Source organism: Streptomyces sp. NPDC045967 (assembly GCF_056430495.1).
In genome coordinates, this window is the sequence record NZ_JBWKLE010000009.1 from 75,431 (window position 1) to 91,889 (window position 16,459).

General features: G+C 71.9%; 9 protein-coding genes. 8 read left to right on the forward strand and 1 reads right to left on the reverse strand.

What is annotated here, in order from left to right; all coding sequences use genetic code 11:
* Positions 1 to 4 precede the first annotated feature (4 nt).
* Positions 5 to 313 carry an acyl carrier protein gene (locus AC07FY_RS19375; protein WP_479007745.1) on the reverse strand — a complete coding sequence of 103 codons (309 nt, stop codon included), beginning with the start codon at positions 311 to 313 and terminating at the stop codon, positions 5 to 7.
* 154 nt (positions 314 to 467) lie between these two features.
* Between AC07FY_RS19375 and AC07FY_RS19380 the strand changes: the two genes are divergently transcribed.
* The 8 genes from AC07FY_RS19380 to AC07FY_RS19415 all read left to right on the forward strand — a co-directional run bounded on the left by AC07FY_RS19380 (position 468) and on the right by AC07FY_RS19415 (position 16,391).
* Positions 468 to 1,229, forward strand: a complete 762-nt coding sequence (locus AC07FY_RS19380) for a thioesterase II family protein (RefSeq protein ID WP_479007747.1) — start codon at positions 468 to 470, stop codon at positions 1,227 to 1,229.
* A gap of 142 nt (positions 1,230 to 1,371) precedes the next feature.
* Complete coding sequence (locus AC07FY_RS19385; RefSeq protein WP_479007749.1) at positions 1,372 to 2,853, forward strand: class I SAM-dependent methyltransferase; 1,482 nt, start codon at positions 1,372 to 1,374, stop codon at positions 2,851 to 2,853.
* Positions 2,854 to 2,869: 16 nt separating this feature from the next.
* On the forward strand, positions 2,870 to 3,085 hold the full coding sequence (locus AC07FY_RS19390; RefSeq protein ID WP_479007751.1) for an MbtH family protein: 216 nt from the start codon (positions 2,870 to 2,872) through the stop codon (positions 3,083 to 3,085).
* Between the two features lie 198 nt (positions 3,086 to 3,283).
* Positions 3,284 to 3,742, forward strand: a complete 459-nt coding sequence (locus AC07FY_RS19395; protein ID WP_479007753.1) for a helix-turn-helix domain-containing protein — start codon at positions 3,284 to 3,286, stop codon at positions 3,740 to 3,742.
* Between the two features lie 126 nt (positions 3,743 to 3,868).
* Positions 3,869 to 5,122: a crotonyl-CoA carboxylase/reductase gene (ccrA, locus tag AC07FY_RS19400; RefSeq protein WP_479007754.1), complete on the forward strand. Its 1,254-nt coding sequence runs from the start codon at positions 3,869 to 3,871 to the stop codon at positions 5,120 to 5,122.
* A gap of 227 nt (positions 5,123 to 5,349) precedes the next feature.
* Positions 5,350 to 6,534, forward strand: coding sequence for a cytochrome P450 (locus tag AC07FY_RS19405; RefSeq protein ID WP_479007756.1), 1,185 nt, complete (start codon positions 5,350 to 5,352; stop codon positions 6,532 to 6,534).
* Positions 6,535 to 6,539: 5 nt separating this feature from the next.
* Complete coding sequence (locus AC07FY_RS19410; RefSeq protein WP_479008003.1) at positions 6,540 to 6,740, forward strand: ferredoxin; 201 nt, start codon at positions 6,540 to 6,542, stop codon at positions 6,738 to 6,740.
* A gap of 120 nt (positions 6,741 to 6,860) precedes the next feature.
* Entirely contained in the window at positions 6,861 to 16,391 is a 9,531-nt protein-coding gene (locus AC07FY_RS19415; RefSeq protein WP_479007758.1) for a type I polyketide synthase, read from the forward strand.
* Positions 16,392 to 16,459 lie beyond the last annotated feature (68 nt).

The window sequence follows — 16,459 nt, forward strand, 5'->3', positions numbered from 1 at the left end:
ACGCTCACGGGGCCGGCGCCCGAAGGGCCTCGTGCGCCGCCAGCGCGTCGGTCAGCTCGTTCACCGTCGGGTGGCTGAAGAAGAGCCGAAGAGGCAGTCGTGCGCCGAGCTGCGCCCCGAGCGTGGCCATGATCTCGGCGACCAGCAGGGAGTTCCCGCCGGCCTCGAAGAAGTCCTCGTCGTCGCCGAAGCCGTCATGCTCCAGTGCGTCGGCCCACTGGACCCGCACCTGGGCGCGCAGCAGCTCGAGGTCCGGTCCATCGTGGCCGGCGTGGTCCGGGCTCGCCACCCCGGCCGATCCGAAGTCGTCCACCGCTGTCTCCCGCGTTCTCTTCCGGTGTTCTGCGTCTTGAACTGGCTCTCCGGGTGCCAGTCTTGCGGCGACGACCGGCCGTTGTCCGAGGATCTTTCAGAGGTCAGTCAGGATGGGCGGCGGGGGGCCACGGTGACTGGTCATCCTCACGTGCATGGGAACAAACACGAGAAGTCGCTGGTTCGTCGGTGTCCCTCACGACGGACCCAAGGAGTGCGCGCTGTACGCCTTCCCGCACGCGGGGGCCGGCGTGACCACGGTGCGTCAGCTGTGCGTCGAGCTCTCCGACGCCTTCGACGCCTTCGCTGTACGCCTCCCGGGACGGGAGTCGCGGATCGAGGAGCCGGTGGAGACGGTCATGCCGGAGCTCGCCGACAAGCTCGCCGACGAACTGCTCCACCACGCACAGGGACGGCCGGTGGTGCTGTACGGGCACTGCGCCGGCTCCACGCTCGCCTACGAGGTGGCACGGCGCCTGGGCCCCGACCGGGTGCGGGCTCTGGTCGTCTCCTCGCACCCGGCTCCCGGGAGCGTCCGCCGCGAGCCCACATGGGCGCTGCCGCGGGCGGACTTCCTCCAGCAGGTCGTGACGGACGGATACCTCCCGTCGCAGCTGCTCACCAACGATGAACTGCTCGACATCGTCGAGCCCGCCCTGCGCGCCGACTACGAACTCATCGAGACCCACGAGCTGGAGCTGTACGAGCGCGGTGCCGTCGAGCCCGTCCCGGTTCCGACGGTGGCCGTGTACGGCCGCGAGGACCACACCCTCGACCGCGCCCAGGTCGACGCCTGGTCGGCGCTCACCACCGGGCCGTTCCGCGTCGTGTCGCTGCCGGGCAGTCACGACCTGCCGAGCACCCGTCCGGCGGACCTGGCGGAGGCCATCCGCGAGGCCGTGGCGGACCTCGCCTGAGAACCGGCGCGGCGGCGCCGGTCGGGTCTGGCAGCAATCTGTCAGGCGGCCGGATGACTGAAGCAACCCTTCCTAGGGTGGGGCGGGCCATCGGCCACCGTCCGGAACACCCCGCGCAGCATGACCGAAAGGCAACAGGAGCATGGCGACGCCCCTCACACACGCGCAGCGGCGCGTGCCGTCCACCGACCGCTTCGAGGAGGTCGAGGCCGCGCTCCGGAAGCGGGACGGCGTGGCGCAGGCGGCCGTGGTCTCCCGCGAGGACCGGCTCGGGCAGCGGCGCCTGGTGGCGTACGTGGTGCCCGAAGTGCCGGACGCGGACGTGACCAAGCACGTCGAGAAGTGGCGCGCGATCTACGACGACATGTACGAGGAGACCGCGCAGGACGCCACCGGGATCGGCGACGACTTCACCGGATGGAACAGCTCCTACACGCGCGAACCCATCCCCTTGGCGCAGATGCGCCAATGGCGCGACTCCGCGGTGGAGCGGGTGCGCGCTCTGGGGGCGCGCCGGGTGCTGGAGATCGGGGTCGGCTCCGGCCTGCTGCTCGGGCCGCTGGCCCCGGGGGCCGAGGTCTACTGGGGCACCGACTTCTCGGAGTCCGTCATCGAGCGCCTCGGCGCCCAGATCGGCACGGATCCGCGGCTGAAGGACAAGGTGACACTGCGCTGCCAGCCCGCCGACTCCACCGACGGCCTGCCGGCGGAGTACTTCGACACGGTCCTGCTCAACTCGGTCGCGCAGTACTTCCCCGACGCCGCCTACCTCTCGGCGGTCCTGGACCTCGCGCTCCGGCGGCTCGCCCCGGGCGGCCGGATCGTCGTGGGCGACGTCCGGAACCACGGCACCCTGCGGGAGTTCCTGACGGCCGTCCACCACGCCCAGCGCCCCGGTGACGAACCGTCCGCCGTCCGGACGGCGGTCGCACGCGCCATGGTCACCGAGACGGAACTCGCCCTCGATCCCGGCTACTTCACCGAGTGGGCCGACGCGCACCGCGATGTCGCGGCCGTGGACGTCCGGCTGAAGCCCGGAGCGGACGGGAACGAACTCACCCGGCACCGCTACGAAGTCGTCGTGCACAAGCAGGCGAGCAGGCCCACGGACCTGGCGGACGTCCCCACCGTCACCTGGGGCCCGGACGTGCACCAGGTCTCCGGTCTGGCGGCTGAGCTGGCCCGGCACGGCGGCCGTCTGCGGCTGACCCGGATCCCGAACGTCAGGCTGCTGAGCGAGGCGGCCGAGTGCGGGGTTCCCGTCACGGAGGCGGGGACGCCGCTTGACCCGCACGCGCTGGAGAGCTGGGGCGAGGAGCACGGCCTGTCCGTCCTGTGCACCTGGTCGGCCGAGGCGCCGGGCTGGTTCGAGGCAGTGATCGTGCCCGCGGACGGTACGCACTGCCACGGCGGCGTGTACCGGCCCCTGGACACCCGGGCCAGGCCGCTCGCCAACGCGCCCGTGGTCTCCCGCCGGGCGTCGCGGCTGCCGGGAGTGCTGCAGCGGGATCTGGCGGCCGAACTGCCCGGCCACTTGGTGCCGGACGAGGTCGTGGTCATCGCCCGCATGCCCCTGACGGCCAGCGGCGAGGTCGACCGCGCCGCGCTCCCCGAACCGGAATGAACGCAATGGAGGAGACATGGCAGTGAACCCGTTCGACGACGAGAACGGCGAGTTCCACGTGGTGGTCAACGACGAGGAGCAGCACTCGCTGTGGCCCACGTTCGCCGAGGTGCCCGGCGGCTGGCGGATCGTGTCCGGACCGGCGGGGCGGGCGGAGTGCATCGCGTACGTCGAGGAGAACTGGACCGACATGCGGCCCCGGAGCCTGCGCGAGGCGACGCCGGCGTCCTGAGGCGGCCCGTACCCGCCGGGGCCTGCGTACTCGACCGGGGCTCGTCCGTGCCGAAAGGTCCGTGGGCTTTCGTGAAACGGACCGGGATGTACGTGGGGTGCACAGGGAGGGCGCGCTGTGGGCGGTCGAAATTCCGACGTCGTCTTCGTCCGATGGCCGGCGCAGGCGGATCTGAGGACCCGCTGCCGGAAGGAGGGGATGCCGCGGCTACTCGTCGTGGAGGCGGGCGCGCAGCCGCCGATCAGCAGCGATCCCGTCGAGGACTGGGTCCGCCCCCCGGTGTCGCGCGATGACCTGGAGGCCCGGGTCGCCGTCCTGCAGAACCGCTTCGACAGCAATCGGGTACCGACGATCGACTCGACCGGAACCCTCGGCTTCGGCCATCACTCCATCACCGTCTCCGCCACGCAGACCGAGCTGATGCGGCTGCTCGTAGACCGCTTCGGCGACGTCGTGCACCGCGACGAGTTCGTGCGGTGCTTCGCCCTGCGGGCGCTGACGCTGAACAGGAACGCGCTCGATCTGCACATCATGCGGCTCCGCCGCCGGCTCCAGCCGATCGAACTGTCCATCCGGACCGTGTGGGGACGGGGCTACATGCTGGAGAACGCGGTCCAAGCCGAGGTCGTCCCGGTGGCGAACGCCTCCGCCATCTGACCCGGCACTGATCCGAAGGTGCGCCGCCGCGGCACCAGGACCCCGCGCGATCACGTACTCGTCCGACGTCGTGCGGCACATGCCAGAGCCCAGGCACCAACCGACCACTCGACACCGGAGATTACCTTGGACTCCTCGACGACCAGCACGCTTTACGAGGTGGGAGACCTGCCCCCGCTCGGGACCGTCCCCCGCTCCATGTACGCATCGGTCATTCGACCGGAACGGTACGGGGCTCCGGCGACTGCCTTCCGGACGGAGGTCGTCGACGTGCCCGAGGTTCCGCCCGGGTTCGTCCTCGTCGCGGTCATGGCCGCCGGCATCAACTACAACAACGTCTGGGCGGCCAAGGGGCATCCCGTCGACGTCGTGGCGGCACGACAGCGCCAGGGCAGTGCGGAGCCCTTCCACGTCGGCGGATCGGATGCCTCGGGCATCGTCTGGAAAGTGGGAGCCGGTGTACGGCAAGTCGAGGTGGGCCAGGAGGTCATCGTCTCGGCCGGTCTGTGGGACGAGGACGATCCCGACGTTCGGCTCGGCGTCGATCCCATGCTCGCTTCGTCACTGCAAGCGTGGGGCTACGAATCGAACTGGGGCTCCTTCGCGCAGTTCGCCCTGGTGGCCGATTTCCAGTGCCTGCCCCGGCCCGCCAGGCTGAGCTGGGCGGAATCCGCAGGATTCCTGCTGACCGGTGCGACCGCGTACCGGCAGCTCAACGGCTGGGCACCCCACACGGTTCAACCCGGGGACGGAGTCCTCATCTGGGGCGGCTCGGGCGGCCTCGGCTCCATGGCCATATCCCTGACCCGGCAGATGGGGGGCAGGCCCATCGCCGTGGTGTCTTCGCCGGAGAAGGCCAAGTACTGCCTCGACCTGGGCGCCGCAGGCGTCATCGACAGGACCAGATTCAAGCACTGGGGACGCGTACCTCCGGCCGGAACCGAAGAGCACAAGCGGTGGACTGCCGACCTCCGCGCCTTCGGGCGGGAGATCTGGGACATCCTCGGCGAAAAGGTATCGCCCAAGATAGTTTTCGAGCACCCTGGCAGCGATACCATCCCCACCTCCGTCTACGTGTGCGGCACGGGCGGAATGATCGTGATCTGCGGGGCCACGTCCGGCTTCACCGTGGACGTCGACCTCCGATATCTGTGGATGCGGCAGAAGCGGCTTCAGGGATCTCATTTCGCGAATCCGCGCGAGTGCCACGCGGTGACCCGCCTCGTCGACATGGGCCTCCTGGACCCGCACCTGGGACACACGTACGCCTTCGAGGAAATCGGCCGCGCCCACCAGGACCTGCTCGAAGGCGTGCAGGCGCCAGGCAACTCGGCCGTGCTGGTCGGTGCGACCAGCAACCCCGGACTCGGGGACCGCTGACAGAACGCTCGAGAACCGATTGTGCCGCAATCGCAAGAGAGCTGCACTCGGCATGAATGCACGGATCGATATTCGCGTTGTCTGGCATCATCGAGTCACGCCAATCCGCGGGACCATTCCCGAAGTCGTATGGGAATTCGTTTCCGCGGGCGGGCGTGACCCGGATGTCCTCCGAGCAGGGGTTCCGCCTGGCCGGACGAACAGGCCCTCACAACCACGGAGTCGACGTGACGAGCATCGATCTGAATCCGGTGGCATTTCCCACTGAGCGCACGTGCCCCTTCAGCCCTCCCCCCAAGCTGACCGAGCTACGGGACGAGCACCCGGTGAGCAGGCTGGCCTATCCGGACGGCACCACTGGATGGCTGGTCACCGGGTACGCCGCCGCGCGTGCCGTGCTGAACGACCCCCGGTTCAGTTCACGCGGAGAGCACCGCCGGATGGCGGTCGGAGAGGGCGCCCCGGGGCCGACGAGGCCGGGCGTCTTCATTTTCATGGACGCCCCCGAGCACACCCGGTTTCGCAAGCTGTTCACCGGCGAATTCACGGTACGGCGGACCAGGAACCTGGAACCGAAGGTGGAGCAGATCACCGCGGACCGGATCGCGGCGATGCGGGAGATGGGACCTCCGCTAGACCTGGTGCGCGAATTCGCCCTGCCGATTCCCTCGCTGGTGATCTGCGAGCTGTTGGGCGTTCCGTACGAGGACCACGCCTTCTTCCAGCGTCATTCGGAAACCATGCTCGACTACGACTGCTCGATGGAAGAGGTCGTGGAGGCCTTCCACCTGATGGCGGAGTTCTTGACCCGGCTGATCCGCCACAAACGCGACAGGCCGCAGGACGACCTGCTGAGCAGGGTGGCCGCATCGGACCTCACGGACGAAGAGGCCGCGGGTTCGGCCATGCTCGTCCTCACGGCGGGCCACGAGACCACCGCGAAGATGCTGGGGCTCGGCACTTATCTGCTGCTCTCCCGGCCGGAGCAACTGGCGCTGCTGCGCAAGGACCCGGCGCTGATCAACGGCGCGGTGGAGGAGATGCTGCGCTACCTGAGCATCGTCCAGTTCGGGATCATCCGCGGAGCCACGCAGGACGTCGAGCTGGAGGGCCGGCGGATCCGCGCGGGCGAGGTCGTGACCGTGGCCCTGTCCGCGGCCAACCGCGATGCCGCCGCCTTCCAGGACCCGGACGTCCTCGACCTGACCCGCAACGCCGGGCGGCACCTCGGCTTCGGCTACGGCGTGCACCAGTGCGTGGGCCAGCAGCTGGCCCGCGTCGAAATGCGCGTGGCGTTCAGCCGGTTGATCCGCGAGTTCCCCGACCTGCACCTGGCTGCCGCTCCCGATGAGATCGAGACGGCCCACCTGTCGTCGATGTACGGCGTGCGGCGCCTTCCCGTCGGCTGGTGACGGCGATGAGGGTCGACGTCGACCGGGACAGGTGCTGCGGGGCCGGCATGTGCGCCCTGACCGAGCCCCTGGTGTTCGACCAGAGCTGCGACGACGGGACCGTCGTGCTGCTCCGTCCGCATCCGCCCGAGGAACTGTGGGACAGCGTCGAGGAATGCGCACGGGTGTGCCCTTCCCAGGCGATCAGCCTCGACGACAACACCTAGGACCGAGATTCCCGATCCTGGCGTTGCGCGCCAGCGAACCTTCCCTCGGGCCCGGTCCTGCGGCCGGCTCCGCCCGCGCGGACCACCGCGCCTTTCACCTGCCCGAAGTGAGGATGCGTGATGAACGCCGACGACATTGCCATCATCGGACTCGGCTGCCGCCTCCCCGGCGGAATCGATTCCCCAGAGGCGCTCTGGCAGGGCCTTCTGGACGGCATCGACGCCATCGCCGAGGTCCCCCCGCAGCGGTGGAGAGCCGATGACTGGCATGACGTCGACCCCTCCGCACCCGGAAAGATGACGACCCGCTGGGGTGGGTTCCTGGACGACGTCGCGGGATTCGACGCCGCGTTCTTCGGCATCTCACCCACCGAGGCCGCCCAGATGGATCCGCAGCAGCGGCTGGCCCTCGAGGTCGCCTGGGCCGCCGTGGAGGACGCCAGGATCCGGGCCGACCGGCTCGCCGCATCGGCCACCTCCGTGTTCTTCGGAACCATGTGGCAGGAGTACCACCTCGCCACCGGGGCCTCCCCGAGTGAGATCCGCACGCACACGGCCATCGGTACGGACACCTCGATCATTCCGGCCCGCATCGCCTACGCCCTCGGACTGCGCGGCCCCGTGATGTCCATCGGAACCGGATGCAGTTCCTCCCTGGTCGCCGTCCACCAGGCGGTGCGGAGCCTGCGGTCCGGCGAGTCGGACCTCGCCCTGGCGGGCGGCGTCAGTCTGATCCTCCACCCCCACACCACCGTGGCGATGTCCAAGTTCGGCACGCAGAACCCCGACGGGCAGTGCCGCGCCTTCGACGCGGACGCCAATGGATACGTCCGGGGCGAAGGGTGCGGCGTGGTCGTCCTGCGCAGGCTCGCGGACGCCCGGCGGCACGGCGACCGGATCTACGCGGTGATCCGCGGCAGCGCCGTGAACAACGACGGCACCACCGACGGCCTGGCCACCCCGGGTTTCGAGACGCAGGCCGAGGTACTGCGCTCGGCCTGGCAGGAGGCCGGCGTCTCCCCGAGCCTGGTGTCCTACGTGGAGGCCCACGGCACGGGAACGCGCCGGGGCGATCCGATCGAAGCGGCGGCCTTGGGAGAGGTGTTCGGCGCCGACAGGAAGGACCCGCTGCGCATAGGGTCCGCCAAGACCAACTTCGGCCACCTCGAACCGGCCGCCGGAGTGCTCGGTCTGCTCAAGACCTCTCTGGCGCTCTTCCACGGCGAGCTACCCGCCAGCCTGCACTTCCGGCGCCCGAATCCCGACATCGACTTCGACGCGGCGAACCTGGCCGTGGTCACCGACCGCCAGCCGTGGCCGGAGGGACCGCGCCTGGCCGGAGTGAGCAGCTTCGGCTACGGCGGCACCAACGCCCACCTCGCACTGGCCGGGCCGCCGCCGGAGACCACCGACGCCCGGGAACCCGCCGAGCGGATGCCGGTTCCCTGGGTGCTCTCGGCGCGCTCCGAACCGGCCCTGCGGGAACAGGCCCGCCGGCTGCGTGCCCACCTGGCCGCGCATCCCGGCCTCTCGGCCCAGGATGTGGGCTACTCCCTGGCCACCACCCGCGCCGACCACGACCACCGGGCCGTCCTGCTGGGCCGGGAGCCCGCGGACCTCGTCCGCGGGCTGGAAGCGCTCGCGTCGGGAGCCCAGGCGCCGAACCTGGTCGTCGGATCCGGCCGCGGGCACCGTCCGGTGCTGATGTTCGCCGGACAGGGGGCCCAATGGGACGGAATGGCCACCGAGTTGCTTCGGTCCTCCGAGGTCTTCAGCGCGGCGTTCGCCGAGTGCGAGGCGGCGCTGGACGGCTTCGTGGACTGGAAGCTCACCGAGGTGGTCGGCGATGCGGACGCCCTGGAACGGGTGGACGTCGTACAGCCCGCCCTGTGGGCGGTGATGGTCTGTCTGGCACGGCTGTGGAAGCACTTCGGCGTCGAGCCGGAGGTCGTGCTCGGGCACTCGCAGGGGGAGATCGCCTCGGCGTGCGTGTCCGGAGCGCTCTCGCTCGTGGACGCCGCGGCCGTGGTGGCGCTGCGTGCCCAGGCCATCCGCCGCGGTCTGGCGGGCCGCGGCGGCATGGTGTCGCTGGTGTGCTCGCGGCCCGATGCGCGGCGGCTGATCGCGCGGTGGCCGGACCGGCTGTCGATGGCCGCCCTGAACGGGCCCAGGAGCACCGTGGTCTCCGGCGACCCCGAGGCGCTCGCGGAGCTGATCGCGGACTGCGAGTCCGAGGGGATCCGGGCCAGGCGCATACCGGTGGACTACGCCTCGCACTCGGCGCAGGTGGAGGCGATCCGCGAGGACATCCTCGCGGACCTGGCCGGGATCCGGCCGCGTCCCGGGGTGGCCGGCTTCTTCTCCACCGTCGACGTCGGCCGGATCGACACCGCGACCCTGGACGCCGGGTACTGGTACCGCAACCTGCGCTCCACGGTCGAACTCGAGGCGTCGGTGCGCGAGCTGGCCGCCGAGGGCCACCGGGTGTTCATCGAATGCACACCGCACCCCGTGCTGACGATGGGTGTGGAGGGGATCGCCGACGTACACACCGTGGGAACACTGCGCAGGCAGGAGGGCGACCGGTTCCTGACGGCTCTGGCCGAGGCTTACACCAGCGGGGTGGACGTCGACTGGAGCCGGGCCTTCGAGCGGGGAGGCGTCGTGGACCTGCCCACGTACCCCTTCCAGCACCAGAGGTACTGGATCGACGCCGAGGCGACGGGCCGCGGGGGGACGCAGGACGCCCCGTTCTGGGACGCGGTGGGCCGCGAGGATCTCGACGAGATGGCCCGGACCCTGCGCATCGACCGGGAATCCCTCGCTCCCGTCCTGCCCGCCCTGGCCTCCTGGCGCAGACGGCGCACCTCGCAGTCCGTCGTGGACCACTGGGAGTACCGGGCCGGCTGGAAGCAGATCCCCGCACCCGCCTCGGTCCGCCGGGGTGACTGGCTGGTCCTCGCGCCCACCGGCAGCGCATGGGCCCACTCGGTGACCGAGGCCCTGACCGGACAGGGACTGCACGTCACCCTCGTGGAGGCCGAACCCTGCCTCGACCGGCGCGCGCTGGCCGCCCGCCTGCGCGGCACTGCCTGCGACGGCGTGCTGTGCCTGCTGGCCGCGCAGGACGGACCGCACCCCGGGCATCCGGGGGTTCCGGCCGGCTACGCCGCGACCCTGACCGCCGTGCAGGCGCTGGGAGACGCGGACGTCACCGCCCCACTGTGGTGCGTGACGCGGAACGCCGTCGCGGTCGCGGACGAAGCGGTCGACCCGGACGGGAGTCTGGTGTGGGGGCTGGGCAAGGTCGTCGCCCTGGAACACTCCGCGCGCTGGGGCGGTCTGATCGACATGTCCTCCCCGTACGAGAGCGCCGTACTGGCCGGGATCCTCACCGGTGGTCACGGTGAGGACCAAGTGGCGATCCGGGGTTCCCTCGCGCACGGCCGACGCCTGGTCCGCGCCACCGCCGGGCAGCCGGCCGGCGAGTGGAGTCCCAGGGGAACGGTCCTGATCACCGGCGGTACGGGAGCGCTCGGCGCCGAGGTCGCGCGCTGGCTGGCCGGCCAGGGCGCCGAGCGCCTGGTGCTGGTCAGCCGGAGCGGGCCGGACGCCCCTCGGGCGGCCGCCCTCACCACCGAACTCCGCCGGCTCGGCACGGAGGCCGAGATCGTCGCCTGCGACGTCGCCGACCGGGAAGCGCTCCGGGAACTCATCGAGCGGACCCGGCCCCGCGCGGTGGTGCACGCCGCCGGAGCCCTGCACGACGGACTCGTCCAAGACCTCGCCCTCGACCAGGTCGACGCGGCGTTGCGGGTGAAGGCGCGCGGCGCGTGGAACCTGCACGAACTCACCTCCGACCTGGACGCGTTCGTGCTCTTCTCGTCGTGGGGCGCGACCGTCGGCGTCCCGGGCCAGGGCAACTACGCGCCCGGCAACGCGTACCTGGACGGCCTCGCCGCGCTCCGCCGCGCGGAGGGGCTCCCCGCGACCTCGGTGGCCTGGGGCCCGTGGGCCGGGGAGGGAATGGCGCGCGGGCCGGTGAAGGAGGTCCTCGACCGCCACGGCGTACCCGCGATGGCCCCGGATCTGGCCCTGCCGGCCCTGGGCAGGGCCCTGGCGAGCCCGGAACCCTGCGTCACCGTGGCGGACGTGCACTGGGACCGGTTCCGTACGGCGTTCACGGCCACCCGCCCGAGCGCCCTGCTCAGCGACCTGCCCGACGGGCGGGACGCCGCGATCGTCCAGGCGCCCGCGCTCCGCCGGCGCCTGGAAGAACTACCCCGGGACGGCCGGGCGCGCGCCGTACTGGACGAGGTCAGGGCGCAGACCGCCCTCGTCCTCGGGCACGCGGCCCCCGATGCGGTGGACGTCGGGCGCACCTTCAGGGAACTCGCCTTCGACTCGGTCCTCGGGGTCGAACTGCGCAACAGGCTGGGCGCGGTGACCGGGCTGCGGCTGCCCGCCACACTGATCTTCGAACACCCCACGCCCGCGCAGCTCGCCGAACACCTGCTCACCGAACTCGCCCCGGACGACGCCACCGTCGGCACTCCGGTGTCCGCCCCGGAGAGTTCTGCGGAGCCCATCGCCATCGTCGCCATGAGCTGCCGCTTCCCCGGTGGAGTCCGCGATCCGGAAGGGTTCTGGCGGCTGCTCGCCGACGGCGGTGACGCCATCACCTCGTTCCCCGAGGACCGGGGCTGGGACCTCTCCGCGCTGTACCACCCGGACCCGGACCACCCCGGAACCAGCTACGTACGCGAAGGCGGTTTCGTCACCGCCGCCGAATTCGACCCGGAGTTCTTCGCAATCAGCCCCCGCGAGGCGCTGACCATGGATCCGCAGCAGCGCATCCTGCTGGAGGGATCCTGGGAGCTGCTGGAGAGGGCCGGAATCGCGCCGCACACGCTGAGGGGCAGCGACACCGGGATCTACCTCGGCACCAACGGCCAGGACTACGCGTCGCTGGGCACTCCCCACGGCTCCGAGGGATTCGGGCTCACCGGAAGCGCCGCCAGTGTGGTCTCCGGCCGGATCTCCTACGCGCTCGGCCTGGAGGGGCCGTCGGTCACGGTGGACACCGCGTGCTCGGCCTCACTGGTAGCCGTTCACCTCGCCGCGCAGGCCCTCGCGAGGGGCGAGTGCACAATGGCCGTCGCCGGTGGCGCCACCGTCATGGCCACGCCGCGCCTGTTCGTCGGATTCAGTCGGCAGCGCGGCCTCGACCCCGGTGGGCGGTGCCGCGCCTTCTCGGACGGCGCCTCCGGCACGGCACTGGCCGAGGGCAGCGGACTGCTGCTGCTGGAGAAGCTGTCCGACGCGCGGCGCAACGGGCATCCGGTCCTGGCCGTGATCCGGGGTTCGGCCGTCAACCAGGACGGCACGTCCAACGGGCTCACCGCGCCCAACGGCCGGGCCCAGCAGCAGGTCATCCGCAAGGCCCTCGCCGCGGCGGGCCTCCAGGCATCCGACGTGGACGTCGTGGAGGCACACGGCACCGGCACGACGCTGGGCGATCCCATCGAGGCCCGCGCACTGCAGGCGACCTACGGGGCCTCCGGCAGGCCGGTGTGGCTGGGCTCGGTGAAATCCAACATCGGGCACACCCAGGCGGCGGCGGGCGTGGCCGGTGTGATCAAGATGGTGCTGGCCATCAACAACGGGGTGGTGCCCCCCACCCTGCACGCCGACACCCCCTCGAGCCACGTCGACTGGTCGGCGGGTTCCCTGCGGCTGGCCACCGCCGCCGTCGACTGGGACGGCGACGGTCCGCGGCGAGCGGGCGTCTCCTCCTTCGGCATCAGCGGCACCAACGCCCACCTGATCCTCGAACAGGCCGCCGAGGCCGAGGAACCGGTGGCGGCCCCGCCTCCCGCACTGCTGCCGTGGGTGCTGTCCGCGCGGACCCCGGAAGCCCTGCGCGAGCAGGCGTCCCGGCTGGCCGTCCGGATCGGCACACCCCCCGAGCCGGACCCGGCCGATCTGGCGTTCTCCCTGGCCACCGCCCGCACGTCCTTCCAGGAGCGTGCCGTCGTCATCGGCCGGGACACCACCGACCTGCTCACCGGGCTGCGTGCGATCACCACGGGGGAGTCCGCGGCGTCGGTCGTGCAAGGGTCGACGGACGACGGCAGGACGGCTTTCGTCTTCGCCGGGCAGGGTACGCAGCGTGCGGGCATGGGAGCCGATCTGCGCGCGGCGTACCCGGTGTTCGCCGCCGCGTGGGAGGACATCCGTGCCGAACTCGACCGGCACCTCACCAGGCCCCTCTCCGAGGTCATCGACGACCCGGACGCACTGCGCCGCACCGAATACACCCAGCCCGCGCTGTTCGCCTTCGAAGTGGCGCTGTTCCGGCTCCTGGAGAGCTGGGGAATCACACCCGATCTGGTGCTCGGACACTCCGTCGGCGAAATCGCCGCCGCGCACGTCGCGGGGGTGCTCTCCCTGCAGGACGCGTGCGCGCTGGTCGCAGCCCGGGGCCGGTTGATGCAGGCCCAGCCGGACACCGGCGTGATGCTGGCCCTTCAGGCCGGCGAGCCGGAGATCGCCCCGCTGCTGTCCGATCGGGTCAGTCTCGCCGCCGTCAACGGACCGCAGTCCGTGGTGATCGCCGGTGACGCCGATGCCGTGGCCGAGGTCGCCGGGCGGTTCACCGGACGCCGCACCAAGCGGCTCAACGTGTCCCACGCCTTCCACTGCGCGCACATGGACGGCATGCTCGACGAATTCCGGAGCGTGGCGGAGGCGGTCACCTTCCACCCGCCGCGCATTGCGCTGGTGACGAACCTGACCGGGCGGATCGTCACCGCCTGCGATGCGGGCCACTGGGTGCGCCAGGTCAGGCAGCCGGTCCGGTTCGCCGACGGAATCCGCACCGCGCTGGGCGAAGGCGTCACCAGGTTCCTCGACATCGGCCCCGACGGAACACCTGCCGCCATGATCGAGGACTGCCTGGACCGCGAGGCCGTCGTGGTCGCGACCCAGCGTCCGGACCGGTCCGGACCCGAGGCACTGACCCTGGCGGTCGCCAGAGCACACACGGCGGGTGCCGGGCCCGACTGGCCCTCGCTCCTCGGCGGGCGGCGGCGCCGCGTCGACCTTCCCACCTACCCCTTCCAGCGCAAGCGGTTCTGGCTGGACGCCTCCGGCGCCGGGCACCCCTGGCTGACCGAGGTCACCGAACTGGCCGACGGCGGCTGGGTGCTGTCGGGCCGGGTGTCGGCCTCGTCCCAGCGGTGGCTGGCCGATCACGTGGTCTTCGACACCGTCGTCGTACCCGGCACCGCACTGCTGGACCTGGTCCTGGCCGCGGCCGGCCAGGCCGGAGCGGCCGGCGTCGGCGAGCTGACCCTGTCGCGGCCGATGGTCCTGGAGGACGCGGCACACGTACAGGTCAGGATCGGCCCCGCCGAAGACGGACGGCGACCGGTGACCCTGCACAGCAAGGTGGACGGCTCGGGTGCCTGGAGCACCCATGCCGAGGGCGTGCTGGTGGACGCGTTCGGTCCGGAGCCCACCGACTGGTCGATGCCCGAGCTGCCCGCCGTGGACCTCTCCGGCTTCTACGAGGGCTTCGCCGCCCAGGGCGTCGACTACGGCGCCGCTTTCCACGGCGTGGCCGAACTGCGCGGGCAGGGCCGGACCGCCTGTGGTGTGGTCCGGCTACCGGTCGGCGAGGCGGGCGGATTCGGTGTTCACCCGGCCCTGCTGGACGCGGCCTTGCAGGTGATGCGCGCGGTGGTCCCGGCCACGGCGGAGGCACAGCTTCCCTTCCAGTTCACCGACGTCCGCCTGTACGCGACGGGAGCCACCGAGCTCCGGGTCCGGGTCGACGTCCGGGACGACGGGATCCGGGCCGTGATCACCGACCCCGCCGGGGCGCCGGTGGCGTACATCGGGGCGCTGCGGCTGCGTCCGGTCAGTGCCGATCTGCTGCGGGCGGCCCTCTCCGTTCCCGACCTCTACCGCGTGGTGTTCCGGCCCGTGCCGAAGGCGCCCTCGGTTCCGGAGCCCGTACGGGTCCTGGGCCGCGGCCCGGTGTCCGAGGCCCTCGGGGTGACGCCGGCCGAGACGGTCACGGGAGACGGCCCGCGCCGGATCCTGATCGACGCCACCGGGAACCCCGAGGGTGTCGCCGCCGCCCACGAGTCGACCGCGTACGCGCTGGACCTGCTGCGCCGACTGGTCCCGCTCACGGGCGTCGAGCTCGTGTGGATCACCAGGGACAGCGTCGCCGCGCGCCCCGGCGACCGCGTGCGCGGACTCGCGCGGGCACCCCTGTGGGGCCTGCTGCGGGCGGCACGGCGCGAGCACCCGGAGGCGGCCCTGCGGATCGTCGACTGCGACCGGATCGACGCCGCGACCCTGCTGTCGGCGCTGTCCGTGACCGGCGAGCCGGAGCTCGCCGTCAGGGACGGGGAGGTCCTCGCGCCCCGGCTGACCGCGGCGGGCGCCGCCGGGGCGCCCACCGCCGCCGTGGCCGACGGAACGGTGCTGATCACCGGAGGCACCGGCGAACTCGGCAGGGCGGTCGCCCGGCACCTGGTGACCGAGCACGGGGTCCGCGACCTGGTGCTGACCTCGCGCAGCGGTCCCGGCAACCCGGAAGCCGGGAGCCTGATCGCGGAACTGACCGGAGCCGGTGCACGATCCGTCCGGGTGCTGGCCTGCGACGTCGCCGACCGGGCCCAGGTGGCCGACGTACTGTCCTCGGTGGACGACTGGTCGGCGGTGCTGCATCTCGCCGGCGTGATCGACGACGGCCTGCTGCTCGACTACGACCCTCGGCGCCTGCGTACGGTACTGGCCCCCAAGCTCGACGGGGCCGCGCACCTGGCGGAACTCACCGGGCATCTGGGCCTCTCGGCGTTCGTGCTGTTCTCCTCGGTCTCGGGAACCCTCGGTTCGGCCGGGCAGGGCGCGTACGCGGCGGCCAACGCCTATCTGGACGCCCTCGCAGCCCGCAGCGGTGGGACCAGCCTGGCCTGGGGTCTGTGGGAGCAGGCGGGCTCGGGAATGACCGCGCACCTCGCGGAGGCGGAGCTGGGGCGCCTGCGCAGGCAGGGCATCGCGCCGCTGCCCGTCGCCAAGGCCCTGCGGCTGCTGGACCGCGCGCTGCGCTCGCCGGACGGCAACCTCGTCCCCGTCAGGCTGGACCTCGCCGCGTTGGAAGGCGAACCCCCGGCCCTGCTGCGGGGACTGGTCCGGCCCTCCCTGCGCCGGGCCGGCGAGGAGCCTGCGGGCGGCGGGCTACGCAAGGACCTGCAGGGCCGGACGCCCGCCGAGCAGGCCGCCTCGGTCACCAGGCTGGTGCTGGGGGAAGTCGCCGTCGTCCTGGGGCTGCCCGGCCCCGGAGCGCTCAGGAGCAAGGCCGTACTGAAGGACCTCGGCCTCGATTCGCTGATGGCCATGGAGCTGCGGCGCAGGCTCGCGAGCGCCACCGAGGTCCCGCTGCCCGCGAGTCTCGCCTTCGACCACCCGACCCCGGCGGACATCGCGGAACTGCTGATGCGGCTCATGGGGATCGCTCGTGCGGAGTCCGGGACGGCACCGGAACCGGAGTCGTCATCGGACCCGGCCGGGCCGGCGCCGGCCCGGTCGGTCGCCGAGATCGGCGCCGAGCTCGACGCCCTCCTCGAACTCTAGAAGCTTCCACACCCCGCACTTCCCGGAAGGAATCCCTGATGTCTGAACAGAATCGGCTGGAACTCGCC